Here is a 23,685-nt window from a genome sequence, read left to right as displayed (position 1 = left end):
AGCGCCACGCATCATGTTCCAGCTTGGCGCCATGTTCGTCCTCGCGCCCACCAACACCAAGCGACGCCGCACCTGCACAGTGCGGAGCGGCAGACTGATTGCGCGACGACAAAGACCGGCAGGATAGATCCGGTTCGTTCGTTTCCAGCCCCGCCCGCGACACCGCCGGCGGGGTTTTTCATATCTGGAGCACTTTGATGACCACCAATTCTTCTATCCGGCTTCGGCCCGCCGAGCCCGCTGACGCCACCGCGATCCGGGATATCGTTCGTGCCGCCTATGTCAAATGGGTGCCGGTGATCGGCCGCGAGCCGCTGCCTATGCGCGCCGACTACGACAAGGCTGTTGCCGAGCATCCGTTCGATCTCGCCGTCGAGGATGGCGGCATTGTCGGGATAATCGAAACCATCCTGGCCGCAGATCACCTCTGGATCGAGAATGTCTGCGTGGCACCGGATGCGCAGGGGAGAGGGATTGGCCGGCTGTTGCTGGAGCTGGCCGAGCGCAAGGCAATCGAAGCAGGACGTGCCGAGCTTCGCCTGCTGACCAATGGCGCCTTCGAGGCGAATGTGTCGCTCTACAAGAGGCAGGGCTATGTCATCGATCGGGAAGAGCCGTTCATGGGCGGCATGACGGTCTATATGAGCAAGAGGCTCGCGGGATTACCGGCAATCTGACGAAGGAGTTCGATAATGGCTGCCAGGGTCAGGCTTAAGCAACTCCTAGGGCTTTACGCGGTTTCCCGGCTGGAGGCGGGCGAGATCATTCCCGGTTGGGCGGACGGGCCAGGCTTCGTCAGCATCACAAGGACTGACGACGAGCTTTCGATCGTTTGCTTGCAGGACCGCGTGCCGCATGCCGTCAAGCAGGATATCGACTGGGTGGCCTTCAAACTCGAGGGCCCGTTTGCCTTCGATGAAACCGGTATCGTGCTGTCGGTTATCAGGCCGTTGTCGGAAAACGGGTTGGGCATCTTCCTGGTGTCCACTTTCGATGGTGACCATCTGTTGGTGAAAGCGACGGATCAGGCCGCCGCGAGGCGGTTTCTGGTCGAGGCCGGGCATATCTTGCTGTAGTCCATCCTCACCACTACTCGCTGGCCCAACCGCTCTGGCTCAATCACTGCCGCACTGGCTCAACGACTTCGGGGGTTGCGTTTGACAGCGGCGTTTGTGCATCGTTATCTCCAGCCAGATATGACGGCCCGGCGCGGCCATGCGGCCAAGGAGAAAACCATGTCACACAATCTGCAATTCTATATCGATGGCGCGTGGGTCGATCCTGTTGTGCCCAACACATTGGACGTCATAGATCCCTCGAATGAGGACGCCTTTGCGCAGATTTCGCTAGGCTCCAAGGCCGATGTCGACAAGGCGGTGGCTGCCGCCAAGCGCGCCTTCAACAGCTTTGGTTTTACAGAGGTTGGTGAGCGGCTCGACCTGCTGAACCGCATCATCGCGGTCTACAAGAAGCGCAGTGGCGATCTTGCCGTCGCTGTGTCACGCGAGATGGGCGCGCCGCGCCAGATGGCGTTGGACAGCCAGGTCGGCATTGGGCTGGCGCATCTGACCAAAATGGCCGAGACGCTGAAGACTTTCGAATTCCGCCACGTGAAGGGCAACCATCTGGTGGTCAAGGAGCCGATCGGCGTCGTCGGGCTGATCACGCCGTGGAACTGGCCGCTCAACCAGATCACCTGCAAGGTCGGTCCGGCGCTTGCTGCTGGCTGCACGATGGTGCTGAAGCCCTCCGAGATCGCGCCGCTCGACGCCATCATCTTCGCCGAAATCCTGGACGAGGCCGGCGTGCCGAAGGGCGTCTTCAACCTCGTCAATGGCGACGGTCCCGGCGTCGGCCAGGCGCTGTCCAGCCATCCCGACATCGACATGGTGTCGTTCACCGGCTCGACCCGTGCCGGCATCCTGGTGGCCAAGGCCGCCGCCGACACGGTCAAGCGCGTGCATCAGGAGCTTGGCGGCAAGTCGGCCAACATCCTGTTCGGGGATGTCGACCTCGCAAGCGCCGTCAGCAAGGGCGTCGCCGGCTGCTTCAGCAACAGCGGCCAGTCCTGCAACGCGCCGACGCGCATGTTCGTGCCGCGCGACCGCCATGAAGAGGCGGCCGGCTATGCCAAGGCGGCTGCGGAAAAGTTCACCGTCGGCCCCGCTGACGCCGCCGGCACCAAGCTCGGCCCGGTCGTCAGCCAGGTTCAGTTCGACAAGATCCAGGACCTGATCCAGGCCGGCATCGATGAAGGTGCGACGCTGGTAGCGGGCGGCCCAGGCCGGCCGGCCGAGCTTAACCGCGGCTACTATGTCAGGCCGACGGTGTTCGCGGACGTCACCCACGACATGCGCATCGCGCGCGAGGAGATCTTTGGGCCGGTGCTGGCGATCATGCCCTATGACAGCGTCGACGAGGTGGTCGAGACCGCCAACGACACCGTCTATGGCCTCGCTTCCTACATCCAGGCCAAGGACATGAAGAAGGCGCGCGAAGTCGCGGCGCGCATGCGCACCGGTAATGTCTACATCAATTATCCGCAGTGGGACGCCGGCCTGCCGTTCGGCGGCTACAAGCAGTCGGGCAATGGCCGCGAATATGCCGAATACGGGCTCGAGGATTTCCTCGAGATCAAGGGCATCGCAGGGTATGAGGCGGCAGAGTAGACGGGGTACTGGCGGCGACTTTCAGGACTTGGGTTCCTCGCCCCCGCAAAGCGGGGGAGAGGTGGCCGCGAAGCGGTCGGAGAGGGGGCTGCGACGCTGGCAAGTTCCCTCTAAATCACCTAAGGCCGCGCCGCCCCCGCTCCGTCTCGGCTTCCCCGAGCCACCTCTCCCCCACTTCCGTGGGGGCGAGGAACCCAAACCCTGCCACGTCCCGCCATCCTCTTCCCATCAGATGCGGTTTAACTTATTTTGCCAATTGGCAAATACATGCTATATGTCTGCCAACAGCGAGGCACAAAATGCAGCTTCAGTCCATCGTCACCACGCCGGCCACGGTCGGAGCCGCTATCTCGGATGAAGAAGCTGGCGCGCTGGCGCGCACCACGGTCAATCTGTTCAAGGCCTGGAATCTCACCGACCTGGAGGCCTGCATCCTGCTCGGCGGCATGTCGGCGCGGACCTGGGCGCGTTGGAAGACTGGGGCGAAGGAAGGCGGCGTCGGCAGGATCGACCGCGACCTGCGCACCCGCTTGGCGCATCTGATGGGCATCCATAAGGGCCTGCGCTATCTGTTCACGGACCCGGCGCGCGGCTATGCCTGGATACGCAAGCCCAATACCGCCTTCGGCGGCCAGTCGGCCCTCGATCTGATGCTGCGCGGCGAAATTTCCGATCTCTCGGCGATGCGCGAATGGCTCGATGCGGAGCGTGGTGCATGGTGAGTGGGCTTGCGGTCCGGCGCGGCGTCCATTGGCACCAGACCTTCCGCATCATCCGCTCTATCCACCCGCCGATCGACCTGTTCGAGGACATTGCCGATCCGCGCGACTGGGAGGCGTTGGCCTCGGTCGAGGCGAAGACCAACCCGCGCATAAGGTTCGAGATCGGCGACCTCGGCAAGGTGTCGGCCGCAAGGCGGGTTTCCGGCCCCGGCGCCAGCTTCGTGATGGCGCCCTTCGTGCACTGTTCGACGCTGCGGCCGGGACGCTTCTCGGATGGCAGCTACGGCATCTACTATGCGGGCGACAGCGAGGAGGTGGCGCTGGCCGAGACCATCCACCACCATCAGAAATTCATGCGTGCCACCAACGAGGGGCCGGGCTGGACGGCGGATTTCCGCGTGCTGATCGGCAGCGTCGACCGCGACCTCGATGATGTCAACGCCGTGCCCGGCGTGCTCGACCCGGACGACTATTCCGCCTCGCAGGCGGAAGGGCGGGCGCTGCGGGCAGCAGGCAGCGACGGGCTGGTGTGGAACAGCGTGCGCATGCCGGGCGGCGGCTGCATCGGCATCTTCTGGCCCGACGCGATCACCATTCCAGTCCAGGGCCGCCACTACAGCTACCACTGGGACGGCGCCCGCGTCGACTTCGTGCGCCAGCACGATACGGGAAAGGTGCTTGCCGTCACATGATGGCGGCGGACACTCTTTACAGATCGCTGGGAAGCCGATATCCATAAATCCAAGGATTCGGATATATGGATAAGAAAAGCACTTTGAATGCGCTGGCCGCACTTGGCCAGGAGACGCGGCTGGATGTCTTCCGGCTGCTCGTGCGTGCCGGTCCGGAAGGTATCCCGGCGGGCGAGATCGCAACGAGGCTCGACACGGTCCAGAACACCATGTCGGCGCATCTGAAGGTGCTCGCCCATGCCGGGCTGATCCGTCCCGAACGCGACGGAAGGACCGTGCGCTATGTCGCCGATATGACCGGCTTGCGCGACCTGCTGGCCTATCTGATGGAAGATTGCTGCAATGGCGCGCCGGAGCTCTGCCGTCCCGTCATCAATGCCGTGACCTGTGACTGCTGAGGGGCTTGTGACTGTCCGCCGCGCGCCGTTCGAACAAGGAAAGCCATCATGACCGATCATGCTTTGAACGCAGCTGTGGCGGTGCGGCCCGGCATCGGCTTCGTCGAGAAATATCTGACGGTGTGGGTTGTACTGTGCATCGTCACGGGCATCGCGCTTGGCCATCTGCTGCCGGGCGTGTTCGGAGCCATCGCGTCGGCCGAGATCGCCAGGGTCAACATTCCTGTCGCCGTGCTGATCTGGCTGATGATCGTGCCGATGCTCTTGCGCGTCGATTTCGCCTCGCTGGCCAGGGTCGGCACCTATTGGCGCGGCATCGGCGTGACGCTGTTCATCAACTGGGCGGTGAAGCCGTTCTCGATGGCGCTGCTGGGCTGGCTCTTCATCGGCTGGCTGTTCCGGCCATGGCTGCCCGCCGTGCAGATCGATTCCTACATTGCCGGGCTGATCATCCTTGCCGCGGCGCCCTGCACGGCGATGGTTTTCGTCTGGTCGAACCTGACGCGCGGCGAGCCGAATTTCACGCTTTCGCAAGTGGCGCTCAACGACGCGATCATGATCGTCGCTTTCGCCCCCATCGTCGGCCTGCTGCTCGGCCTGTCGGCGATCACCGTGCCATGGGGCACGCTGATGCTGTCGGTCGCACTCTACATCGTCGCGCCGGTGATCGTCGCGCAGTTAGTTCGTGGCCGGCTGCTGGCAGCGAGGGGACAGGTCGGGCTCGATGCCCTGCTTGCCACGCTGCAGCCCTTGTCGCTGATTGCCTTGCTGGCGACGCTGGTACTGCTGTTCGGCTTCCAGGGCGAGCAGATCATTGCGCAGCCGCTGGTGATCGTGCTGCTGGCAGTGCCGATCCTGATCCAGGTCTATTTCAACTCCGGTCTTGCCTATCTGCTCAACCGCCTCAGCGGCGAGCGGCACTGCGTGGCTGGACCATCGGCGCTGATCGGCGCGTCGAACTTCTTCGAGCTGGCGGTGGCCGCCGCGATCGCGCTGTTCGGGCTGAATTCGGGCGCGGCTCTTGCCACCGTGGTCGGGGTGCTCATCGAGGTTCCGGTCATGCTGTCGGTGGTGTGGATCGTGAACCGCAGCAAGGGCTGGTACGAGAAGGGTGGCGCCGTCCGGAATACCATGTCGACTGGGAAGGCCTCGAAATGACCATCACCATCTACCACAACCCCGATTGCGGCACGTCGCGCAACACGCTGGCCATCATCCGGCAGTCGGGCGAGGAGCCGGAGGTGATCGAATATCTGAAGACGCCGCCGTCGCGACAAAGGCTAGTCGAACTGATCGCCGCGATGGGCATCACACCGCGAGACCTGCTGCGCGAGAAGGGCACCCCCTATGCCGAACTCAGCCTTGCCGACCCGAAATGGTCCGACGAGCAGATCGTCGATTTCATGCTGGCACATCCGATCCTTATCAACCGGCCGATCGTGGACAGCCCGCTCGGCGTCGTCCTTGCACGGCCGTCGGAAAAGGTGCTGGACATCCTGCCCAACCCGGAGATCGGTGCGTTCACCAAGGAGGATGGCGAGGTGATCACAGGCGCCTCGGGCAAACGCGCCGGCTGATGTTATTTCCATATTTTTCGAAATTAAGTTGACGGCGCGAAAAGTGCCGCGTAGTTTATTTCCATGAAACTCGAAAAAGCAGCTGCCCAGCTTGAAGCACTCGGCAATCCGACGCGACTTCAGCTCTATCGCATCCTGGTGCGCGCCGGTGACGACGGGCTTGCCGTCGGCAGCGTCCAGGGCAAGCTCGACATTCCGTCATCGACGCTGTCGCATCACCTCAAACGGCTGGTCGACACCGGGCTTGTCACGCAGGAGCGGCAAGCGACGACGCTGATCTGCCGCGCCAACTATCCCGGCATGAATGCGCTGATCGGCTATCTCGCCGACGAGTGCTGCGCTGACGCCGTCTGCGCGCCCGCCGTCGGCAAAGCACTGGTTTGATTTTTTTGCACTTATAATTCGAACATACCGGAAGGATCGAACCTATGGACATGATGGCAAACCTTCCCGTCGCGGTGATCGGCGCCGGCCCGGTCGGGCTGGCAGCCGCGGCGCATCTGGTCGAGCGCGGCATTCGTCCGTTGATCCTGGAGCGCGGCGAAAGCGTGGGTGCGGCGCTGCTCGATTGGGGCCATGTGCGGGTGTTTTCGCCATGGAAATACAACATCGATACGGCGGCGCGGGCGCTGCTCGACCGCTCCGGCTGGACGGCGCCGGACAGCCAGGGCCTGCCGACCGGCGGCGAGATCGTGCGCGATTATCTGACGCCGCTTGGCCGGCTTCCCGCGATCGCCGCCAATTTGAAGCTCGGCGCCGAGGTCACCGCGATCACCCGTCAGGGACACGACAAGGTCGCCAATGATGGCCGCAAGGACGCGCCCTTCGTCATCCGCTATCGCGATGCCGGCGGCGAACACCGCGTTCTCGCGCGCGCCGTCATCGACGCGTCCGGAACATGGTGGCGGCCAAATCCGATCGGCGTCGACGGGCTGCCGGTTTCCGGCGAAGGCGAGGCGTCGGCACGCATCGCCTATGGCATTCCCGACGTGCTCGGCAAGGCGAGAGAAGACTATGCGGGCAAGCGCATCCTGGTCATCGGCGGCGGGCACTCGGCCATCAACGTCGCGCTGGCGCTGATGGAGCTGCAGGATGCGGCGCCTGGCACCGAAATCTTCTGGGCGCTGCGCCACGCCAGCATCGAGAGATTGCTCGGCGGCGGGCTGAACGACCAGTTGCCGGAACGCGGCGCGCTTGGGCTGGCTGCCAGGCAGGCGATGGCGGATGGCAGGCTGAACATGCTGGCGCCCTTCGCCGTCAACGGCATCAAGACGCAGGGCGAGGGGCTTGTTGTCGATGCCGGCCTGGGTGGCAAGCCGTTCAGCCTGGCCATCGACCGCATCGTCGTCACCACCGGCTTCAGGCCAGACCTGTCGTTCCTGAGCGAAATCCGCATCGCGCTCGATCCCGCCGTCGAGGCGCCGCCGGCACTGGCGCCGCTGATCGATCCAAACTTCCACTCATGCGGCACGGTTCCCGCGCATGGCATTGCAGAGCTCGCCCATCCCGAACCGGGCTTCACCATCGTCGGCTCGAAATCCTACGGCCGTGCCCCGACCTTCCTGATGGCGACCGGCTACGAGCAGGTCCGCTCGGTGGTGGCCGATATTGCCGGAGACCATGCCGCGGCCCGCGAGGTCCGGCTGGTGCTGCCGGAGACCGGCGTGTGCTGCGCCGTCGGTGTCGCGACGGTAGCGGCAAGCGCCGGCTGCTGTGGCGGGCCCGCGCCGGCCGCTGTCGATGCCTGCTGCGTCAGGGATGCGGACGCCAAGGCAACCGGCGCATCGGGTTGCGGCTGCGCAACCGCGCCGGCCACCGAGCCGCGAGAGGATATGGCGGCCGGCGCCGATGCCTGAACGATCCGTCCTGCGCAAGGCGATCTGGGCGCTTGGGCTGACCCAGATCATTGGCTACGGCACGCTCTACTACAGCTTCTCGATCCTGGCGCCGGCAATGGCTGGGGAGTTCGGGCTCACGGAAGGCTGGGTGTTCGGCGCGCTGTCGGCCTCGCTGTTTGCCGGCAGCCTGTTCGCGCCGACTGCCGGGCGGTGGGCCGACCGCTTCGGCGCCGGCCGCATCATGACCGTCGGCTCGGTGGCGGCAGCCGTGGCGCTGGCGCTGTGCGCCGTCGCGCCCGACCGCGTGAGCTTCGTTGTGGCCTTGCTGGCGATGGAACTGGCCTCCAGCTTCGTTCTCTACAGCGCCGCCTTCGTTGCGATCGTGCAGATCGGGGTTCCCCGACCGCAGCGCAGCATCACCCATCTGACGCTTATCGCCGGGTTCGCCTCGACCCTGTTCTGGCCGCTGACTTCGGCGCTGCATGCGCATCTGACATGGCGCGAGGTCTATCTTTTGTTCGCCGCTCTCAATCTCGGCCTATGCCTGCCGATCCACGCGTGGCTGATGCGCCTGTCGCGCCGCCATGCAGCAGTCATGCCGCAAGAGCGCGGGTCCGCCCCCGATGAAGCGGGCACGCGGCTCGATGCGCGGCGCGGCCGGACCGCCTTCCTGCTCATGCTGGCGGGGTTCGCCACCGAGGGCTTCGTGCTGTCGGCGATCCTCATCCACATGGTGCCGCTGACGGCGGCGCTGGGGCTCGGAACCGCAGGCCTCTTCGTCTCGACCCTGTTCGGGCCGGCGCAGGTCGCCAGCCGGCTGATCAACATGCTGTTTGGCGGGCGGCTGCAGCAGACGCACCTCGCCGTCATCGCCGCATCGCTGATCACAGCAGGGCTGTGCGCACTGCTCCTGACGACGCCATGGCTGCCAGGCGCTTTCCTGTTCGTGTTGCTGTTCGGCCTTGGTTCCGGCCTCACCAGCATCGTCGGCGGCACCTTGCCGCTCGAACTCTTCGGCCGCGAGGGCTATGGTGCGCGGCTCGGATGGGCGAGCGCTGCCCGTCAGTTCACCTCGGCCTTCGCGCCGTTCGCGCTCGCCTTCATGATGGCGCGGACATCCGTCGCCAATTCGCTGTGGGTGCTGGTCGTCGTCGCCGCGAGCGGCGTGATCGCCTTCCTCGCCATCGTGCTGCTCAGACGGCGGGGCGGCCTGCCAGCGTTCGTGACCCATCTCGCGTGACTTGGCACCTGGCGCCGATCATGATGGTCTGCAAAAGGGTCCGGAACGCTGAGAGTGGGGATCGACCGCAATCCCTTTTGCATCTACCGCAGTGTACTGCCGACGGAAACCTGGCTCTTATGGAGCGCCGGGAAGACCGGCTCGACATCGAATGCGTCGCGGGGTTCCCGCTACCCGCGGTCACAGTGAACCAGGTGGAATCTTATGCAGAATGATCGTATTCAAGACCGGGTCAGCAAAACGAACGCTGGGATGGTTTGTTTGTCTGGGCGCCGGGGGCGCATTGGCAGCCATGATCTATGGTATTTTCACGCATCCCGAAGCGCAGACCCCGGCCGAGCTTTGGTCCGGAGTGGTCATCGGTGTTTTCCTTGTCGGTCTCATGGTGGCCGGGATTGCTGTCCAATACGCACGTTGGAGCATCGAAGGCGAAAACATCATCTACCGTCGTCTCTTCAGAAACAAAACGATCCCACTCTCCGAGTTGGCAGGCTTTGGACAAGTCATTGTCGTTGTCGTCGCTATTCCTTTCGTCCATGTGGATCTTTACGATCGCGAACTGAAGCTCATCGCGCGGCTTCCGGTAAGTCTCAAGGATTGGCCTGAAGCGGAAGCACGGCTTGCAGCGCGTTTGCGCTATGTCGTCAATGACGGAAGCCCCGCATTGCCCAAACGGAGGTTCGTCGATACACCGAAAAAGAAGCATGTCTTATAAGGCGTGACATCAATGCCTGAGAATCTTGCTCAGGAAAGCGCGGCTGCGGTCGGTCTTGGGGTGTGAAAAGAACTCGTCCGGCGTGCCGCTTTCGACGATGGCGCCGGCGTCCATGAACACCACGCGCTGGGCGACCTTGCGGGCAAAGCCCATCTCGTGCGTCACCACCATCATGGTCATGCCTTCCTCGGCGACCGCCACCATGACGTCGAGCACTTCGGAAATCATCTCGGGATCGAGCGCCGAGGTCGGCTCGTCGAACAGCATGATCTTGGGCCGCATGCCGAGGCAACGCGCGATCGCCACGCGCTGCTGCTGGCCGCCGGAGAGCTGTGCGGGATAGGCATTGACCTTGTCGGCGAGGCCAACCTTGGCCAACAATTCACGGCCTGCTTTTTCAGCCTCGGCACGCGGGATCTTGCGGACATGGATGGGGGCTAGCGTGACGTTCTCGAGTGCCGTCTTATGCGGGTAGAGGTTGAACGACTGGAAGACGAAGCCGATCTCGGTGCGCAGCTGCGTCATGTTGGTGGCGGGGTCGCCCAGGCGTTGGCCGTCGACGACGAGGTCGCCGTTCTTGATCGCCTCCAGGCCGTTGACGCAGCGGATCAGAGTGCTTTTGCCCGAGCCGCTCGGGCCGCAGACGACGACCACTTCGCGCGGCTCGACGCTGAGCGTGATGTCCTTGAGCACGTTGAGCGAGCCGAACCATTTGTTGACGCCGCGAAAGTCGATCATACCGGTCTTGGCAAGGCCCGTTGTGGTCATGTTTTCTGGACCTTTGGGGTTGGAAGTCACAACTGCACCTCGCCATGTGCCGCGCCCATGCGCTGCTCCAGCCGACGGGCCAGCATGATCAGGGGATAGCATACGATGAAATAGCCGACGCCGACGAGGAAGAAGACCAAGAGGCCGTTGGGCACACGCTGCACCACCAGCCAGCCGACGCGGGTGAGGTCGGTGAGACCGATGGCCGACACGACGGAAGAATCCTTGATCAGCAGCACATACTGCCCGACCAGCGGCGGCAGCACGATGCGCATGGCCTGCGGCAGCACCACCTGGCGCATGCGCTGCCAGCGCGACAGGCCGGACGCCAGCGCCGCCTCGACCTGGCCGGTCGGCACCGAGCGGATGCCGGCGACGACGATCTCGCAGATGAAGCAGGCGGCCAGATTGGTCAGCGCGATGATGCCGGCGGTGAAGGCGTCAAGCTCGATGCCGAACTCCGGCAGGATGAAGAAGATCAGGAAGATCTGCACGAGGAACGGCGTGCCGCGGATCAGGTCGACCCAGGCCCCGATCAAGCCCGAGATCAGCTGGTTGCCGCCGGTGCGCAGGATGCCGAGGCCGAAGCCGAGCAAGGTGCCGAGCACAAGGCTGATCAGCGACAGCATCACGGTCATGCCGAGGCCGCGCAGGGCCAGCGGATAGGAGCCGGCGAGGCTTTGCAGTTGTTGCCAGATCATGTCCGCGCCCCCGCCGTGCCGAGCCAGCGGCTGGAGACGCCAGCCAGTCCCTTCAGTCCGTAATAGAGCAGCAGATAGAAGGCGGCGATGGTGAGGAAACCTTCGGCCGGCATGAAGCGGTCGGAGGCGAGCAACTGGCCGGCGCGCGTCAGTTCGGCAACCGAGATCAGCGACAGAAGGGCGGAATCCTTGACCAGCACGATGGCTTGGCCAAGCAGCGGCGGGATCGTCACCTTGAAGGCTTGCGGCAGCACGACCAGGCGCATCCGTTGGACATAGGTCATGCCCGAGGCGACGCTGGCTTCGACCTGACCGCGCGGGATCGACAGGATGCCGGCACGAATGATTTCAGCGATATAGGCGCCGCTGTTCAACGACAGCGCGAGGATGCCGACGACGAGTTCCGGCAGGACGAAGCCGAGCCGGGGCAGGCCGAAATAGAGAAAATAGAGCTGCGCCAGCAAGGGCGTGGCACGCACCGCATCGATATAAGCCTTGGCCGGCACACGAAACAGCCAGCCGCGCTGCAGATTCATGGCGCACAGCACGATGCCGACGATGAGCGCCCCGACAAAGGACAGCGCCGACAGCCAGACGGTCGTGATCAGGCCCTGTCCGAACAGCGGCAGGTATTCGACGATGGTGCGGAAACTGAAATTTTCGAGCATCGTTGGGTGCAATCCCCAGAGTGCAGGAAACGACGGATGAAGCGAAATTCCAGGCGGTTTCGCGGCGCTTGAGACGCGCGCTAACCGCCTGGGTTTATCGCTGCTTAGTGGTCTTTCTTCCAGGCGTCGGAATTGACCCAGTAGTCGAGGTTCTTCTGCAGGCGACCATCGATGGTGACCTGGTTGAGGAACAGGTTCATCCAGACCAGCAGGTCCGGCTCGTCATAGCGGGTGGCGAAGGCAAGCGGCTCCTTCGACAGAAGGTCCGGCATGATGGTGAAGCTGCCGGCCGGATAGGCGGTCGACTGGCCCTTGACCGCCGAGACGTCGTTGACGCCGCAATCGGCCTGGCCGTTGTTGACGGCGTCGAGCAGCAGCGGACCGCCGCCCTTGTAGCTCTTGATGTCGGCGTCGGGGAAGGCTTTCTTGGCTTCCTTCTCGCCGGTGGCGCCGAGCAGCACGGCGATCTTGGTGCCCTTGGCCTTGCAGTCTTCGGTGGTCTTGAACTTGCTGTCGGCCTTGGTGAAGACGGTGCTGCCGGTGTACATGTAAGGCGTGGTGAAGGCGACCTTCATGCCGCGCGCCAGCGTCGGTGTCATGTCGGCGACCAGAAGGTCGGCCTTGCCTGACAGCAGCGCCGGGATCAGACCATCCCAGTCGAAATCGAGGAAGGTGATTTTCACACCCATTTCCTTGGCCATCAGTTCGGCCAGTTCAACCGAACTGCCGGTGCGTTCGCCATTGGCGCCAACCAGCGAGAAAGGGGGTCCCTGGGTCTGCACGGCGACACGCAGTTCGCCGCGCTTGGTGATGTCGTCCAGTGTTCCGGCTGAGGCAGCAGTGGTAAGGCCGGCGAGCGCAAGTCCGGCGATGAAAAGCTTGGCAATCTTCATTTGGTAGTCCTCCTTGTTTTATTGTTCCATGTCTTCGTTGTTTTTCACCCTTTGGGGTGCTTTTTGAGCGGCAGCGCCGTTGCCGGCGGCAGCCACCGTTCGAAAATCCTCAGTCCCAGGCCACCGTCTCGGTGACCTTGATGCCGCGTCTGGCAAGCTCGTCGAAGAAGGGTTCGTCGGGCACGTCCAGCAGCGGGTTGAGCAGGCCGGGTTTGGTGATCTCGCCACGCGCCAGCATCTGCGCCACGATGCTGGCGGGATAGCCGACGCCGAGGCTCATGCCGAACAGGCCCGAAGCCAGGTCCCGCTCGATGATCAGGTCCGACGTCACCGTCTTGGCGCGGCCGCTTTCGAGGCCGGAAAAGACATTGCGCATCACGCACAGGTCCTTCTCGCCGGGACCATATTGCAGTTGCGGGCCGAGCAGCCGGCCGAGGAATTCGCGCGGGCTGTTGGAGGTGCCGGGCACCTTGTCCTCAGAGAGGAAACCGAGCTCCTTTAGCGGCGCCCAGAAGGCCGACCATCCCGGCCAGCGCAGCGTGTAGCGGCCGGAACGGCGCAGACCCTTGGCTGCCTCCAGCATCTCGACATAATGCAGCGCATCGCCATTTGGGAACGCTTCCAGCCTGCCCAGGCCCGCGACCTCGATCTCATGGATGAAAGGGTTTTCGTGCTGCTGGCCGGCCGGCACCGCGACGCGCTTTCCGCCCTCGATCATGACGCTGTCGCGGTTCTGGCTGACCAGGACCATGTCGAAATTCCAGCTCACCTTGTAGCACAGCGGCTTGGCCATCGCCTTCGGCTCGGGGATGCCGCCGCAATAGGAATCGATCGCGGTGATCGAAGAGAACTGCCTGGCGGCGCGCGCGTAGAGTACGAGGTCGATGCCGGGGTCGAGCCCGCATTCGGTCATGATCGAGACGCCGGCTTGTTCGGCGGCCGGCGCCAGATCGGCGATCGACTTGGCGTAGTTGGTGGTGACCAGCGGCGTGCGCGTGGCGATCGCGGCCTGCACCGCCTCGCGCATCAATGGCTGCGGCAACAGGTCGATGACGGCGTCGACATCATCAAGCACATTGGCCAGCGCCGGGCCGATCGCGCCTTCAGGCACGACGAAGCGCACACGGGCAAGATCGGTCAGGCCGGCAAGCCGGGCCGGGCCATCCGCTGCGGTGTCGACGCAGACGATTTCCTCGACGCCGTCGCTGGCAACAAGGTCGGCGATTGCCGCCCGGCCTTGCAGGCCGAGGCCGCCGAGTACCGCGATCTTCATGCCGGCTCCTTGCGGTCGTCCGACCAGCAGCCTTCCGGCAGGCTGACCCATTTGTTGCAGGACGCCATGACGACGAAGGTTTCGCTGCGCACGACTTCGCCGGGCTCGCCGGCACCCGGGATCAGTTCGCTAGTGACGCGGTAGAGGTCGGCGACGTCACCCGCCACGGTTACGTCGACGATGATGTCGAAGCGCCCGGTGACGACCGAGGCCGAGTTGACGAAGGGCAGTTCGGCAATGCGCTGCGCCAGTTCGCGGGCCCGGCCGCGCCCTTGGGCATTGATGCCGACAATGGCCGAGATCAGCTCGGGACGCTCGGTCAGATTCAGCAGGCCGACGATCTTGAGCAGGTTGCGGTCGAGCAGGTTGCGCAACCGCGTGCGCACCGTCGGCACCGAAATCGCCAATATCTCCGCGATGCGGTTGATGCCCGGCTGTGCATCCTGCGACAGCTGTTTGACCAGCCGCCGATCGGTCAGATCGAGATGTTCTCGCAAAGTCCCCGTCTTTCACAAAAGGAAAAAACTTTGGCGGTTTTTTTGCCAATGTGCAAACAAGCTACGTCACGGATATTGGAAAAGCAAGGCAATGATTCAGCGCTACTGGTGATAGGTGGTCGCTGTCAGGGCTCAGACCAGCGCTGCCGCCAACAGTTTTGCCTGTGGCGTCAGCTCTTCGAAGCGGCGGGCGCAGAGGTTGAGCTGGCGCGTCGCCCAGTCGTCGGTCAGCCGCAGTGTGCGCACGGAACGACCCGCCGCACTTTCCGGCACGATGGCGATGCCGGCGCCTTGCGCGACCAGCCGGCAGACATTGTCGAGGCCAGGCACGCGGATGCGGACATGCAGATGGCCGCCAAGGCGGGCCGCCTGGCGCGTGATGTGCTCCTGCAGCGCATGGCCGGTGCTGAGGCCGACGAAAGATTCGCCGAGAACCTCAGTGAGGTTGACGGTGCGGCCTTCAAGGCCGGGCCGGTTCCGCGCGGCGATCACCACCAGCCGGTCGGTGAAGAACGGTTTCTGTTCGAGATGCGACAGGCCGGCCCAGGTTGCGGCGATGCCGAGATCGGCCGCACCATTGGCCACGGCTTGCGCGATCTCATGGCTGGGGCGCTCGTCGAGATCGATGTCGATCTGGGCATGGGCGACAAGGAAAGCCGGCAGGATGTCGCGCAGCAACTCGGCTGTAGCGGCGGTGTTGGCCAGCAGCCGGACGCGGGCGCGCAGGCCGGTGGCATAGGCGGCCAGATCGCCGGTCATGGCCTCGATCTGGTTCTGCACGGCGCGCGCATGATGCAGCAGCGCCTGTTCCGCCGGCGTTGGCACCACACCACGGCGGCGGCGCTCCAGGAGCGGCGCGCCGAGCCGCTCCTCCATGCCCTTGATGCGGGCGCTGGCCGACGCCAGGGCCAGGCCGGCAAGCTCGGCGCCATGGGTGATGCTGCCGCGTTCGGCCACCAGCAGGAACAGGCGGAGATCGACCAGATCGAAGCGCATTCTTTTGCTCCTGCGAATATTCAGCGCCCGGGAAGGCGATCGGCCCTCCAGCCTTCGTCCTGGCCGAAGGTTGGCAGCACAACTTCCACATTGTGATCGGCCGGGATCTTCGTCAAACAGTTTCGAAGGAGAATTGTGATGAACAAACGAACGTCAGGCCGGCTCGGCATTCTCGAAAGCACGGCGATCGTGCTGGCCATTGCCGTGGCTGGCCTTGCCATGGCGCCAGCGGGATCAGGCCTGCGGGGATGCGCGGCGACGGTCGTATCCACCAGCCGCGATGCGGCGCCGGCAAAGGCCGCCAGCCTGGATGCCGACGCAACCGATATGCTGCTGCATGACTGATCCCGCCTTGAAGATACGACCATGCTGAGCGCCGGCGTCCTCGCCTGGATCGGCGCCGTGTTCCTCGCCGCCGGCTTCGTCAAGGGCGTCGTCGGCATGGGGCTGCCGACCGTTGCGATGGGCCTGCTGGCGGTGACGATGCCGCCTGCGCAGGCCGCGGCGCTGCTGCTGATCCCGTCGTTGGTCACCAATCTCTGGCAATTGCTGACCGGCCCGTCCTTCGGCGGCCTGTGTAAGCGGCTATGGACGATGATGGCCGGCGTGATGCTCGGCACCGTTGCCGGTGCCGGGCTGCTGACCGGCACGCATACGGGCGCGGCTTCGGCCGGGCTGGGCGCCGCACTGGTGCTCTATGCGATCCTCGGCCTCGCCAAGGCCGGCTTCACCACGCCGGTGCGCCACGAAGCCTTGATGTCACCGCTGGTCGGGGTGGCGACCGGGCTGGTCACCGGCGCCACCGGCGTCTTCGTCATCCCGGCAGTGCCCTATCTGCAATCGCTGCGGCTGGAGAAAGAAGACCTGATCCAGGCGCTCGGCCTATCCTTCACCGTGTCGACGGCGGCGCTCGCCATCGGGCTGTTCAGGACCGGTGCCCTGGCGTCGCCGAGCGCGCAACTGGCGGGATCGGTCGCAGCCCTTGCGCCGGCGCTGGCCGGCATGTTCGCCGGCCAGGCATTGCGCCGGAGGATGAGCATCGAGACCTTCCGGAAAGTGTTCTTCGTCGGATTGCTGGCGCTGGGTGTCTATCTTGTGGAGGACGGTATTCTGTAGCTTGCGGCAGGCGTTCAGAATGCAGCTATCGCCTTGGCGATCGCGGCGAAAGGCAGGACCAGGGACAGCGGCGCGTCATCCAGACGGATCGCACCGTAACCTTCATACCAGTGGGCAGCCTGGTCACCTTTGGCATCGATTAGCAAGGCAACGCCGCCGAGCTCCTCCGCGACTGCCATACAGCGCTTCCCGGCGGCGAGCAGCAAACCGCCGCCAAGGCCGCGGCCTTGTATCGTACGGTCTACGGCGAGCCGACCCAGACGGTAGACCGGCACGTCATAGCGGCCAAGGCCGCGTTTGGCGACTGCCGGGGTCCTGGCAAAGTCGATCGAAGCCGGGCTGAGAGAGTAGAAGCCGAGGATGCGCAAAGGATCTTGCGCCGTCACGGCGACGAAAGTTTTTGCGCCACCGCTTTGATGACTTTGACGCGCAAAGCGCTGCAAATAGATGTTGAGGTCCGCGTCGCCACAGTCGAAGGCGGCACGGTTATGTTGTCTCCCGATCGGCACTTCTTGCCATGTGACGGAGTTCACGCGAGAGTCTGGCCGGCTTTGGCGGCGCGGATAAGGCGGTTGGTCGGGGAGGGCGGGTTTTCAAGCAGGTCGAGGACGCGCAGACTGTCCCGTTCTGACAGCGCAAGATGTTCGGCGCGTTCGATCGCAGCCTGGGCGTCACGCAGTGCGGAGCGCGTAACGAACTCGGTCAGGCCGACATTCGACAAGGCGGCCGCACGTGCGATCACGGCTTTCGCTTCGGGCGGAATCCGGAAATCGATTCGACCGTTATCACCGACGTTGCGAGGCATGGCTATCTCCTTTGTCTGCTATTATATGGTACGGATTGAATCCGTACAATATAAATCCTATCGCTTTAGCCTCACGGGCATGTGAGGAGCGCGCTGGGCCAAATCTGTTACCGCACCACCAGCACCGCAATCTCCGTGTAGGACAGCACTTCCGCCGTCTGGCTGCCGAGAAGCAGCTTGCCCAGTCCGCGACGGCCGTGCGAGGCCATGACGATCAGGTCGCAGCGCAGGGCCTGCGACAGTTCCAGGATGGCTTCGGCGGGCCGCTTGTCCTCGACATGGACCACCTCCGCGGCCACGCCAACGGCGTCCGCCGACGCCTTGCATTTGGCGAGCACTTCCTTGGCATAGCGGCCTGCCTCTTCCTTGTAGGCGACGAGCTCATCGCCGGCGGCATAGCCGGCCATGGCGCCGCCCCAGGCGAAGATCGGGAATGGTTCCGAGACGGTAACGAAGGTGACGGAGGCGCCGAGGTCCTTGGCCAATGTCAGGCCGTGGGCAACGCCCTTGTCGGCCAGTTCCGATCCGTCCGTGGCGATGAGCAGATGTTTGTACATGATGATCTCGACTTGTTGTGCAAGGGCCCGTGCCCTTGTGGTGGCGGGAGCCTTGTAGAGGCTGGCCTTGATATAGTTGCGGCACCAGGATGATCACAGGGCCGGCCCGCCGCGGATCAAGGCCAGGCGACCACGCAGTTTTGTACCAAGCGGATTCCCCTTTGCCGCATCGTTGCTTAAGGTGCCGGACCACATCGAAAGGCATCTCATGAGCAGCGTGTATCCCCAAATCCATCTGGTCCGGCATGGCGAGACGGCATGGAGCCTTTCGGGGCAGCATACCGGCCGCACCGACATGCCGTTGACCCCGGTTGGCGAGGCCGCCGCGCGGGGCGTCGCGGATAGGCTCAAGGGCCTGTCCTTTTCGGCCGTATGGTCGAGCCCGTCGCAGCGCGCCTACAACACCAGCGTATTGGCCGGCTTCGGCGCGCAGAGCGTCAAGAAGGACGATCTGCAGGAGTGGGACTATGGCGCCTATGAGGGGCTGACGACAAAACAGATCCTGGCCGAGCGCCCCGGCTGGAATGTGTTTCGCGATGGTTGTCCAAAGGGCGAGATGGCGGCCTATGTGGGCGCGCGGGCCGACAGGATCATTGACGGGTTACGCAAGGCCAATGCCGACATGTTGGTGTTTTCCAGCGCGCATTTTTTGCGCGTGCTGGCGGCGCGCTGGATCGGGCTGCCGCCCGAAGGCGGCGCGCTGTTCGTGCTCGATACGGCAAGCATCAGCGTGCTCGGCTACGAGCATGATCTGAGCGAGCCGGTCATCCGGAAATGGAACCAGAAGTAGTGCGGCATCGGCCGGCGGTACCGCTCCCCCTACCTGTCGAATTTCCTGATCGCCTCGGCGGTTACCGGCGTGAAGAAATTCACCAGATTGCCATCGGGGTCGCGAAACAGCAGCGAGCGATTACCCCAGGGCATTGTGGTCGGCTTTTGCACCGTTACATCCCTGAGTAGGTCCGAGAGCCTGGCGAATTCAGCATCGACGTCGCCGACGCGGAACTCAAGGATGACGGTGTGGTTGTCGGCGGGGCGGGCGATGTCGCCGCCGAACAGCATCAAGGTGCGCGTGCTGCCGATTGCCAACGTGCAGGCAGGTGTCGCGAGTTCGGCGAAGTCTTCTGTGTACATAGTCACGGGCATGCCGGTGATCTCGCCATAGAAGCGCACGAGACGCTGGACGTCCGACGTGATGATGCGGACAGAGACGAAATTCATTTGTTTTGCTCCTGGATTGCTGGAGCCGCAGCCCGGCCCATGAGTCACCTATAGGCCAGGCCTCCTGACAGCTTCCTGTCAGGAGGTGGCGCGGATGCAAGGCCGCCGACATCGACGATACGCGGGGCTCACCCCGCCAGCAGCTCCAGTTCCTCCGGCGTCAAATGCCGTGCCGTACCCTTGGCGAGGTCGCCGAGCGGCAGGCGGCCGATAGCGATGCGGATGAGGCGCAGAACCTCGACGCCGTGCGCGGCGAGCAGGCGACGGATGTGGCGGTTACGGCCTTCGTCGAGTACGATCTCCAGCCAGGCGGTGCGGCCGCCGCTGCGCAAAAGTTCGATCGAACTGGCGCTCAGGGTCTCGCCATCGACGGTCACGCCGGCGCGGAATTTGTCCAGCATCGCTGCGTCCGGCACCATGCCGATCTGCACGTGATAGGTCTTGGGCAAATGCGAGGCCGGATCCATCAGCCGGTTGGCAAACCGGGTGTCGTTGGTCATCAACAGCAGGCCTTCGCTCGCCTTGTCGAGGCGACCGACCGGGGAGACGAAGGGCAGGTCGAGCCCTTCCAGGCAGGCATAGACGGTGTCGCGCTGTTGCGGGTCGTCGCGGGTGGTGACCAGCCCGCGCGGCTTGTTGAGGACGAGATAGACCTTGCGCTCGGCAACCACCGGCCTGTCGTCGACAACGATGCGGTCACGGTCGAGGTCGACGCGCAGGGCTGCATCGCGCACGACCTTGCCGCCGACACGCACGCGGCCTTCGGCGATCAGCACCTCGGCCTGCGTGCGAGAGCACAGGCCGAGCTTCGACAGCGCCCGGTTCAGGCTGACGCCGGGCGCCGCCTGCCTGCCGCTTTGTCGTGTCTGCCGTGGTGTCATGCTGCCGTCTGTGCTGGTGGAGCCGACAAATGCCACGGGCTGCAATGGCTTCGCAAGACGCGCTGCTGCAATCGTGCGCAAAGCAAGGGGGCAGTGGCGGCATCCGCAGTTCTTGGACCGGCGATATTGTCGCCGCCGCATCCGCGATAAACTTGCTTCGCATGAGTGAGTCTCTCGACATCTCGCCGATCACCAAGACCGTCGTCATCAGTGCCGAGCCGGCCAAGGTCTGGCGGATACTGACGATGCCAGAAATGATCCCGCAATGGATGTCCGACGAGGAGTTGACTGTCAGCCTGCAAGGGCATGCCGGCGGCGCGATCGTGATGCGCGGACTGCTGCACGGAATGCCGTTCGAGAACCATGGCACCGTCCGCGCTTTTGAGCCTGAAAAGAGCTTCGCGTATGGCTACTGGAGCACGCTGTCGGCCTCGCGGCTGGCGGACGTGCCCGAAAACCACACCGTGGTCAGCTTCGATCTGACGCCGGTGGGTGGGGGAACGACGCTGACGCTGACGCTCAGCGACTTCGCCGAACCGGCGATCCGTCCGCATGCCAATCTCTACTGGGGGCCGACCTTGCAGATCCTGAAAGCGGTCTGCGAGCGCGCTTGAGGGCGGGCGTCATCCCCGCGGACGGGCCGTCCGGCCCTTACTCTTTGGGGTGTCGGGCGAGAGCCAGCGCGCGAATACGGTCGGCGACGGCGCTGTCGACCGGGTTGTAGACGGTCAGGCTCAGATCCGGCCGGCCGTCGACCGCGAAGCCCGAATATTCCAGCTCGATATCGCCGAGTTCCGGGTGTTTCAGGCGCTTTGTCCCGTCGCCGTGGCTGAGCACGTCGTTTTCGCGCCACAGCGCGTCGAATTCCGGGCTGGCGCTACAGAGCTCGTCGACGAGTTCGCGCACCTCGGAGACAGCGCCGGCGCGTGCCGCATCGGCACGGAACGAAGCGACCACGAAACGGGCCAGGTTTTTCCAATCGTGCTGCTTGGCGCGGATGGCGGGGCGCAGGAACATGAAACGCAGGATGTTGCGCTCGCCCTCGGGCAGGGCACTATAGTCGGTCAGCACGACCCGCGCGGCGCAGTTCCAGGCAACGACGTCCCAGGTGGCGGTCCTGACTATGGCGGGGCTGGCATCGAGCGTGTCGATGAGGCGCTGCAGCCGTGGGCTGACACCCTCGACGCCCCTGTAGCGGACCTCGGGCGGGCGCCCCAGCCCGAGCATGAAAAGATGTTCGCGCTCCGCCTCGGTCAGCAGCAGCCCCTTGGCGATGCGATTGAGGACATCGGCCGAGGGTGCGCCGCCGCGGCCCTGCTCCAGCCATGTGTACCAGGTCGGGCTGATGTTGGCGCGTTGGGCGACCTCTTCCCGGCGCAGTCCCGGCGTGCGTCGGCGGCCCGAAAAGCCGAAGGAAGCCGGATCGAGCCGCGTGCGCCGGTCTTTGAGGAACGCTGCCAGCGAGCCGGCGGAATTGGAGGGCATCCTGTTAGTCATTATACCATGATAAGATCACTACTTTAATAGAATAATAGACCAGCAATATTACGCAGGCAACTAGTGCAGGAGATTTTGCATGCGTATCTTTCTCACCGGCGCGACCGGTTTCATCGGTTCGGCGCTGGTTCCCGAACTCATCCAGGCGGGCCACCAGGTGGTCGGCGTGACCCGCTCCGACGCCGGCGCCGAGGCGCTGGCCGCCGCGGGCGCCGAAGTGCTCCGGGGGACGCTCGAGGATCCCGAGGGGTTGCGCGACGGCGCGGCCAAGGCGGAGGCTGTGATCCACACGGCGTTCGACCACGATTTTTCGCGGTTTGCCGAAAATTGCGAAAAGGACAAGCGCGTCATCGCCGCACTCGGCGCCGCCCTGGCCGGCTCCGACCGGCCGCTGGTGATCACCTCCGGCGTCGGCATGGGCAGCCCCGGGCATGGCGAGCTGGCGATCGAGGACGTCTTCAATCCCGGCCATCCCAATCCGCGCATCGCCTCGGAGCTGGCCGGCAATGCCTTGCTGGACGCCGGCATCAATGTGTCGGTGGTGCGGCTGCCGCAGGTCCACAATCCGGTCAAGCAAGGGCTTATCTCGCCGCTCATCGAAATCGCGCGTGAAAAAGGCGTCTCGGCCTATGTCGGCGAAGGCCGCAACCGCTTCTCCGCGGGCCATCTCCTCGACGCCGCGCGGCTTTACCGGCTGGCCGTGGAAAAGCGGCAACCGGGCGCGCGCTATCACGCGGTCGGCGAGGAAGGCGTCGAGGTGCGGGCCATCGCCGAGGCGCTTGGCCGGGGCCTGAAATTGCCGGTCGTTTCCATCGCGCCGGAAAGAGCGGCGGAGCATTTCGGCTGGATGGCGATGTTCGCCACCATGGACCTGCCGGCCTCCAGCGCGCTGACACAGGCACGATTGGGCTGGCACCCGACCGGCCCGACGTTGATCGCCGATCTCGATGCCATGCAATACGCCGCTTGATTGACTGAAGCATCGGCCTAAAGCTGACGATACAGGGGCCGGTAATCAGTCAGATTGCCGGCCCTTCTGTACGAGGCGGTCAGCCCTCATCCAGGAGTAACTGCGTAACGCAGATGGACGAGCCCATGCGCCAGCGCCTCGCAGCTCTTCAGGGACAATTGCATCTTGCTCGCCAGGCCGCTCTCGCCAAACTCGACGAAGGCCTGGTTTGCTGCGCGTCCATCGATCGCGGGCGCCACGAGAAGGCTCAGTTCATCGACGAGCCCGGCCGCAAGGAAGGAACCGTTGATGCCGGCACCGCCCTCGAGCAGCAACCGGCGGATGCCGAGTTCGCTGCCGAGCACCTCGAGCATCGCCGCGAGATTGATGTCCGCCGCTTCCGACATGATATAGGATACGCCGTCGGCGGCGAGCTCGGCCAGGTGGCTGTCGGCGACATCATGCCCAAGCAGCACCACGACATGGTCGCCGCCGATGTCGGGTTTGGAAAAATGAAGCTTGCCCGAGGCATCAAGCGCCACGGCATAGCTGCCCGCATTCCTTTGCGCGAAATGATAGGGCCGGTCGACCTTGCCGGCATTGGCCGGCGGATGCGCGCCGGCCTTGCTCATCTCGGCCATGGTGACGCGGCCGACGATCCAGGCGTCAGCCGCGAGATCATTGTGGATATGCTCGTAGAGGCTCGACCAATCCGCCTGGGTCCCGTCCGGACTTGTCGTGTAGCGGCTTGGATGAAGGCTGCCGTCGAGTGATGCGAGCATATGGCAGATGACTTGCAGCTTCATACGGGTTCTCCAAATCACAAAAGCTTCGCGGGTCAATCCAAGGTAGTGCCGGGTCGAGGGAATGGAAGCCAGACGCCTCAGTGAGATGCCAGCCCACGATCCAAAAATCCGACAATTCCGATAATTTTGCCGGACGGCGCTGTTATATCGAGGTTGCACAAATGGTTGGCGCTGGGTTAGCATCCCTGCGCAGGCGTCGGTGGGAG

31 protein-coding genes are annotated in these 23,685 nt (G+C 64.2%); 17 read left to right on the top strand and 14 right to left on the bottom strand.

Annotated elements, in window-relative coordinates; translation table 11 throughout:
• The first annotated feature begins 197 nt into the window (after positions 1 to 197).
• The 12 genes from NKI69_RS09435 (at position 198) to NKI69_RS09380 (ending at position 9,851) form a co-directional block, all read left to right on the top strand.
• Positions 198 to 677 (top strand): GNAT family N-acetyltransferase, encoded by a 480-nt coding sequence (locus NKI69_RS09435; protein WP_352721090.1) that lies wholly within the window; start codon positions 198 to 200, stop codon positions 675 to 677.
• Positions 678 to 692: 15 nt separating this feature from the next.
• Positions 693 to 1,076, top strand: a complete 384-nt coding sequence (locus NKI69_RS09430; protein ID WP_023809332.1) for an ACT domain-containing protein — start codon at positions 693 to 695, stop codon at positions 1,074 to 1,076.
• Positions 1,077 to 1,235: 159 nt separating this feature from the next.
• Positions 1,236 to 2,669 (top strand): aldehyde dehydrogenase family protein, encoded by a 1,434-nt coding sequence (locus NKI69_RS09425; RefSeq protein ID WP_023809331.1) that lies wholly within the window; start codon positions 1,236 to 1,238, stop codon positions 2,667 to 2,669.
• Positions 2,670 to 2,968: 299 nt separating this feature from the next.
• Complete coding sequence (locus tag NKI69_RS09420) at positions 2,969 to 3,391, top strand: MbcA/ParS/Xre antitoxin family protein (protein WP_023809330.1); 423 nt, start codon at positions 2,969 to 2,971, stop codon at positions 3,389 to 3,391.
• The gene (locus NKI69_RS09415; protein ID WP_023809329.1) at positions 3,385 to 4,083 is read left to right on the top strand and encodes an RES family NAD+ phosphorylase; all 699 of its coding nucleotides are present in this window, start codon (positions 3,385 to 3,387) and stop codon (positions 4,081 to 4,083) included. The genes NKI69_RS09420 and NKI69_RS09415 overlap by 7 nt, the downstream gene beginning before the upstream one ends.
• Positions 4,084 to 4,148: 65 nt before the next feature.
• Entirely contained in the window at positions 4,149 to 4,481 is a 333-nt protein-coding gene (locus NKI69_RS09410) for an ArsR/SmtB family transcription factor (RefSeq protein WP_023809328.1), read from the top strand.
• A 48-nt stretch (positions 4,482 to 4,529) separates the two neighbouring features.
• A complete protein-coding gene (gene arsB, locus NKI69_RS09405; RefSeq protein ID WP_023809327.1) occupies positions 4,530 to 5,639 on the top strand; it encodes an ACR3 family arsenite efflux transporter in 1,110 nt (369 codons plus the stop codon).
• Entirely contained in the window at positions 5,636 to 6,058 is a 423-nt protein-coding gene (gene arsC / locus NKI69_RS09400) for an arsenate reductase (glutaredoxin) (RefSeq protein WP_023809326.1), read from the top strand. Before arsB ends, arsC begins: the two co-directional genes overlap by 4 nt.
• Before the next feature lie 63 nt (positions 6,059 to 6,121).
• Positions 6,122 to 6,442, top strand: coding sequence for an ArsR/SmtB family transcription factor (locus tag NKI69_RS09395; protein WP_023809325.1), 321 nt, complete (start codon positions 6,122 to 6,124; stop codon positions 6,440 to 6,442).
• A gap of 50 nt (positions 6,443 to 6,492) precedes the next feature.
• On the top strand, positions 6,493 to 7,914 hold the full coding sequence (locus NKI69_RS09390) for an NAD(P)-binding domain-containing protein (RefSeq protein WP_502900167.1): 1,422 nt from the start codon (positions 6,493 to 6,495) through the stop codon (positions 7,912 to 7,914).
• The gene (gene arsK, locus NKI69_RS09385) at positions 7,907 to 9,136 is read left to right on the top strand and encodes an arsenite efflux MFS transporter ArsK (protein WP_128305597.1); all 1,230 of its coding nucleotides are present in this window, start codon (positions 7,907 to 7,909) and stop codon (positions 9,134 to 9,136) included. The genes NKI69_RS09390 and arsK overlap by 8 nt, the downstream gene beginning before the upstream one ends.
• A gap of 211 nt (positions 9,137 to 9,347) precedes the next feature.
• Positions 9,348 to 9,851 carry a hypothetical protein gene (locus tag NKI69_RS09380; protein WP_128305598.1) on the top strand — a complete coding sequence of 168 codons (504 nt, stop codon included), beginning with the start codon at positions 9,348 to 9,350 and terminating at the stop codon, positions 9,849 to 9,851.
• A gap of 9 nt (positions 9,852 to 9,860) precedes the next feature.
• On the opposite strand, the gene NKI69_RS09375 is transcribed toward NKI69_RS09380, so the two are convergent.
• The 7 genes from NKI69_RS09375 to NKI69_RS09345 form a co-directional block, all read right to left on the bottom strand.
• Complete coding sequence (locus tag NKI69_RS09375) at positions 9,861 to 10,619, bottom strand: amino acid ABC transporter ATP-binding protein (RefSeq protein WP_023813258.1); 759 nt, start codon at positions 10,617 to 10,619, stop codon at positions 9,861 to 9,863.
• Positions 10,620 to 10,645: 26 nt separating this feature from the next.
• The gene (locus NKI69_RS09370) at positions 10,646 to 11,320 is read right to left on the bottom strand and encodes an amino acid ABC transporter permease (protein WP_023813259.1); all 675 of its coding nucleotides are present in this window, start codon (positions 11,318 to 11,320) and stop codon (positions 10,646 to 10,648) included.
• Positions 11,317 to 11,988: an amino acid ABC transporter permease gene (locus NKI69_RS09365; protein ID WP_023813260.1), complete on the bottom strand. Its 672-nt coding sequence runs from the start codon at positions 11,986 to 11,988 to the stop codon at positions 11,317 to 11,319. Before NKI69_RS09365 ends, NKI69_RS09370 begins: the two co-directional genes overlap by 4 nt.
• A 104-nt stretch (positions 11,989 to 12,092) precedes the next feature.
• Positions 12,093 to 12,881 (bottom strand): ABC transporter substrate-binding protein, encoded by a 789-nt coding sequence (locus tag NKI69_RS09360; RefSeq protein ID WP_023813261.1) that lies wholly within the window; start codon positions 12,879 to 12,881, stop codon positions 12,093 to 12,095.
• A gap of 109 nt (positions 12,882 to 12,990) precedes the next feature.
• The gene (locus tag NKI69_RS09355) at positions 12,991 to 14,154 is read right to left on the bottom strand and encodes a saccharopine dehydrogenase family protein (RefSeq protein WP_023813262.1); all 1,164 of its coding nucleotides are present in this window, start codon (positions 14,152 to 14,154) and stop codon (positions 12,991 to 12,993) included.
• On the bottom strand, positions 14,151 to 14,651 hold the full coding sequence (locus NKI69_RS09350) for an Lrp/AsnC family transcriptional regulator (RefSeq protein ID WP_023813263.1): 501 nt from the start codon (positions 14,649 to 14,651) through the stop codon (positions 14,151 to 14,153). Before NKI69_RS09350 ends, NKI69_RS09355 begins: the two co-directional genes overlap by 4 nt.
• A gap of 132 nt (positions 14,652 to 14,783) precedes the next feature.
• A complete protein-coding gene (locus tag NKI69_RS09345) occupies positions 14,784 to 15,647 on the bottom strand; it encodes a LysR substrate-binding domain-containing protein (protein ID WP_352721085.1) in 864 nt (287 codons plus the stop codon).
• A 138-nt stretch (positions 15,648 to 15,785) separates the two neighbouring features.
• Here NKI69_RS09345 and NKI69_RS09340 point away from each other — a divergent pair, with 138 nt between their 5' ends.
• Both NKI69_RS09340 and NKI69_RS09335 read left to right on the top strand, forming a co-directional pair.
• Positions 15,786 to 15,992: a hypothetical protein gene (locus NKI69_RS09340; RefSeq protein WP_023813266.1), complete on the top strand. Its 207-nt coding sequence runs from the start codon at positions 15,786 to 15,788 to the stop codon at positions 15,990 to 15,992.
• 21 nt (positions 15,993 to 16,013) lie between these two features.
• A complete protein-coding gene (locus NKI69_RS09335) occupies positions 16,014 to 16,763 on the top strand; it encodes a sulfite exporter TauE/SafE family protein (protein ID WP_023813267.1) in 750 nt (249 codons plus the stop codon).
• A gap of 14 nt (positions 16,764 to 16,777) precedes the next feature.
• Here NKI69_RS09335 and NKI69_RS09330 read toward each other — a convergent pair whose 3' ends face one another.
• The 3 genes from NKI69_RS09330 to NKI69_RS09320 all read right to left on the bottom strand — a co-directional run bounded on the left by NKI69_RS09330 (position 16,778) and on the right by NKI69_RS09320 (position 18,125).
• Complete coding sequence (locus tag NKI69_RS09330) at positions 16,778 to 17,296, bottom strand: acetyltransferase (protein ID WP_023813268.1); 519 nt, start codon at positions 17,294 to 17,296, stop codon at positions 16,778 to 16,780.
• Complete coding sequence (locus NKI69_RS09325; protein WP_023813269.1) at positions 17,293 to 17,568, bottom strand: type II toxin-antitoxin system TacA family antitoxin; 276 nt, start codon at positions 17,566 to 17,568, stop codon at positions 17,293 to 17,295. The genes NKI69_RS09330 and NKI69_RS09325 overlap by 4 nt, the downstream gene beginning before the upstream one ends.
• A gap of 107 nt (positions 17,569 to 17,675) precedes the next feature.
• Complete coding sequence (locus NKI69_RS09320) at positions 17,676 to 18,125, bottom strand: universal stress protein (RefSeq protein WP_023813270.1); 450 nt, start codon at positions 18,123 to 18,125, stop codon at positions 17,676 to 17,678.
• Positions 18,126 to 18,333: 208 nt separating this feature from the next.
• Between NKI69_RS09320 and NKI69_RS09315 the strand changes: the two genes are divergently transcribed.
• A complete protein-coding gene (locus NKI69_RS09315) occupies positions 18,334 to 18,915 on the top strand; it encodes a histidine phosphatase family protein (protein ID WP_031213611.1) in 582 nt (193 codons plus the stop codon).
• Between the two features lie 29 nt (positions 18,916 to 18,944).
• On the opposite strand, the gene NKI69_RS09310 is transcribed toward NKI69_RS09315, so the two are convergent.
• Together NKI69_RS09310 and NKI69_RS09305 are read right to left on the bottom strand one after the other, a co-directional pair.
• A complete protein-coding gene (locus NKI69_RS09310) occupies positions 18,945 to 19,346 on the bottom strand; it encodes a VOC family protein (protein ID WP_023813272.1) in 402 nt (133 codons plus the stop codon).
• A gap of 128 nt (positions 19,347 to 19,474) precedes the next feature.
• Positions 19,475 to 20,227 (bottom strand): pseudouridine synthase, encoded by a 753-nt coding sequence (locus NKI69_RS09305; RefSeq protein ID WP_031213612.1) that lies wholly within the window; start codon positions 20,225 to 20,227, stop codon positions 19,475 to 19,477.
• A 161-nt stretch (positions 20,228 to 20,388) separates the two neighbouring features.
• Here NKI69_RS09305 and NKI69_RS09300 point away from each other — a divergent pair, with 161 nt between their 5' ends.
• Entirely contained in the window at positions 20,389 to 20,841 is a 453-nt protein-coding gene (locus NKI69_RS09300; protein WP_031213613.1) for an SRPBCC family protein, read from the top strand.
• A 37-nt stretch (positions 20,842 to 20,878) separates the two neighbouring features.
• On the opposite strand, the gene NKI69_RS09295 is transcribed toward NKI69_RS09300, so the two are convergent.
• Positions 20,879 to 21,712 carry a helix-turn-helix transcriptional regulator gene (locus NKI69_RS09295; protein WP_023813275.1) on the bottom strand — a complete coding sequence of 278 codons (834 nt, stop codon included), beginning with the start codon at positions 21,710 to 21,712 and terminating at the stop codon, positions 20,879 to 20,881.
• A 91-nt stretch (positions 21,713 to 21,803) separates the two neighbouring features.
• Here NKI69_RS09295 and NKI69_RS09290 point away from each other — a divergent pair, with 91 nt between their 5' ends.
• On the top strand, positions 21,804 to 22,694 hold the full coding sequence (locus NKI69_RS09290) for an SDR family oxidoreductase (protein ID WP_352721080.1): 891 nt from the start codon (positions 21,804 to 21,806) through the stop codon (positions 22,692 to 22,694).
• A gap of 86 nt (positions 22,695 to 22,780) precedes the next feature.
• Here NKI69_RS09290 and NKI69_RS09285 read toward each other — a convergent pair whose 3' ends face one another.
• Positions 22,781 to 23,479, bottom strand: coding sequence for a RibD family protein (locus NKI69_RS09285; protein ID WP_023813278.1), 699 nt, complete (start codon positions 23,477 to 23,479; stop codon positions 22,781 to 22,783).
• Positions 23,480 to 23,685 lie beyond the last annotated feature (206 nt).

Source organism: Mesorhizobium sp. M0491 (genome assembly GCF_040321265.1).
In the GTDB taxonomy this organism is placed as follows: domain Bacteria; phylum Pseudomonadota; class Alphaproteobacteria; order Rhizobiales; family Rhizobiaceae; genus Mesorhizobium.
The sequence above is the reverse complement of the archived record's forward strand: the minus strand, read 5'-3'. Positions and strand labels throughout refer to the sequence as shown.

Bases quoted from the DNA above. Each gene is read 5' to 3' on its own strand.
- NKI69_RS09435 (WP_352721090.1), top strand. From the start codon at position 198: ATGACCACCAATTCTTCTATCCGGCTTCGGCCCGCCGAGCCCGCTGAC.
- NKI69_RS09430 (WP_023809332.1), top strand. From the start codon at position 693: ATGGCTGCCAGGGTCAGGCTTAAGCAACTCCTAGGGCTTTACGCGGTT.
- NKI69_RS09425 (WP_023809331.1), top strand. From the start codon at position 1,236: ATGTCACACAATCTGCAATTCTATATCGATGGCGCGTGGGTCGATCCT.
- NKI69_RS09420 (WP_023809330.1), top strand. From the start codon at position 2,969: ATGCAGCTTCAGTCCATCGTCACCACGCCGGCCACGGTCGGAGCCGCT.
- NKI69_RS09415 (WP_023809329.1), top strand. From the start codon at position 3,385: ATGGTGAGTGGGCTTGCGGTCCGGCGCGGCGTCCATTGGCACCAGACC.
- NKI69_RS09410 (WP_023809328.1), top strand. From the start codon at position 4,149: ATGGATAAGAAAAGCACTTTGAATGCGCTGGCCGCACTTGGCCAGGAG.
- arsB (WP_023809327.1), top strand. From the start codon at position 4,530: ATGACCGATCATGCTTTGAACGCAGCTGTGGCGGTGCGGCCCGGCATC.
- arsC (WP_023809326.1), top strand. From the start codon at position 5,636: ATGACCATCACCATCTACCACAACCCCGATTGCGGCACGTCGCGCAAC.
- NKI69_RS09395 (WP_023809325.1), top strand. From the start codon at position 6,122: ATGAAACTCGAAAAAGCAGCTGCCCAGCTTGAAGCACTCGGCAATCCG.
- NKI69_RS09390 (WP_502900167.1), top strand. From the start codon at position 6,493: ATGATGGCAAACCTTCCCGTCGCGGTGATCGGCGCCGGCCCGGTCGGG.
- arsK (WP_128305597.1), top strand. From the start codon at position 7,907: ATGCCTGAACGATCCGTCCTGCGCAAGGCGATCTGGGCGCTTGGGCTG.
- NKI69_RS09380 (WP_128305598.1), top strand. From the start codon at position 9,348: ATGATCGTATTCAAGACCGGGTCAGCAAAACGAACGCTGGGATGGTTT.
- NKI69_RS09375 (WP_023813258.1), bottom strand. From the start codon at position 10,619: ATGACCACAACGGGCCTTGCCAAGACCGGTATGATCGACTTTCGCGGC.
- NKI69_RS09370 (WP_023813259.1), bottom strand. From the start codon at position 11,320: ATGATCTGGCAACAACTGCAAAGCCTCGCCGGCTCCTATCCGCTGGCC.
- NKI69_RS09365 (WP_023813260.1), bottom strand. From the start codon at position 11,988: ATGCTCGAAAATTTCAGTTTCCGCACCATCGTCGAATACCTGCCGCTG.
- NKI69_RS09360 (WP_023813261.1), bottom strand. From the start codon at position 12,881: ATGAAGATTGCCAAGCTTTTCATCGCCGGACTTGCGCTCGCCGGCCTT.
- NKI69_RS09355 (WP_023813262.1), bottom strand. From the start codon at position 14,154: ATGAAGATCGCGGTACTCGGCGGCCTCGGCCTGCAAGGCCGGGCGGCA.
- NKI69_RS09345 (WP_352721085.1), bottom strand. From the start codon at position 15,647: ATGCGCTTCGATCTGGTCGATCTCCGCCTGTTCCTGCTGGTGGCCGAA.
- NKI69_RS09340 (WP_023813266.1), top strand. From the start codon at position 15,786: ATGAACAAACGAACGTCAGGCCGGCTCGGCATTCTCGAAAGCACGGCG.
- NKI69_RS09335 (WP_023813267.1), top strand. From the start codon at position 16,014: ATGCTGAGCGCCGGCGTCCTCGCCTGGATCGGCGCCGTGTTCCTCGCC.
- NKI69_RS09325 (WP_023813269.1), bottom strand. From the start codon at position 17,568: ATGCCTCGCAACGTCGGTGATAACGGTCGAATCGATTTCCGGATTCCG.
- NKI69_RS09320 (WP_023813270.1), bottom strand. From the start codon at position 18,125: ATGTACAAACATCTGCTCATCGCCACGGACGGATCGGAACTGGCCGAC.
- NKI69_RS09315 (WP_031213611.1), top strand. From the start codon at position 18,334: ATGAGCAGCGTGTATCCCCAAATCCATCTGGTCCGGCATGGCGAGACG.
- NKI69_RS09310 (WP_023813272.1), bottom strand. From the start codon at position 19,346: ATGAATTTCGTCTCTGTCCGCATCATCACGTCGGACGTCCAGCGTCTC.
- NKI69_RS09305 (WP_031213612.1), bottom strand. From the start codon at position 20,227: ATGACACCACGGCAGACACGACAAAGCGGCAGGCAGGCGGCGCCCGGC.
- NKI69_RS09300 (WP_031213613.1), top strand. From the start codon at position 20,389: ATGAGTGAGTCTCTCGACATCTCGCCGATCACCAAGACCGTCGTCATC.
- NKI69_RS09295 (WP_023813275.1), bottom strand. From the start codon at position 21,712: ATGCCCTCCAATTCCGCCGGCTCGCTGGCAGCGTTCCTCAAAGACCGG.
- NKI69_RS09290 (WP_352721080.1), top strand. From the start codon at position 21,804: ATGCGTATCTTTCTCACCGGCGCGACCGGTTTCATCGGTTCGGCGCTG.
- NKI69_RS09285 (WP_023813278.1), bottom strand. From the start codon at position 23,479: ATGAAGCTGCAAGTCATCTGCCATATGCTCGCATCACTCGACGGCAGC.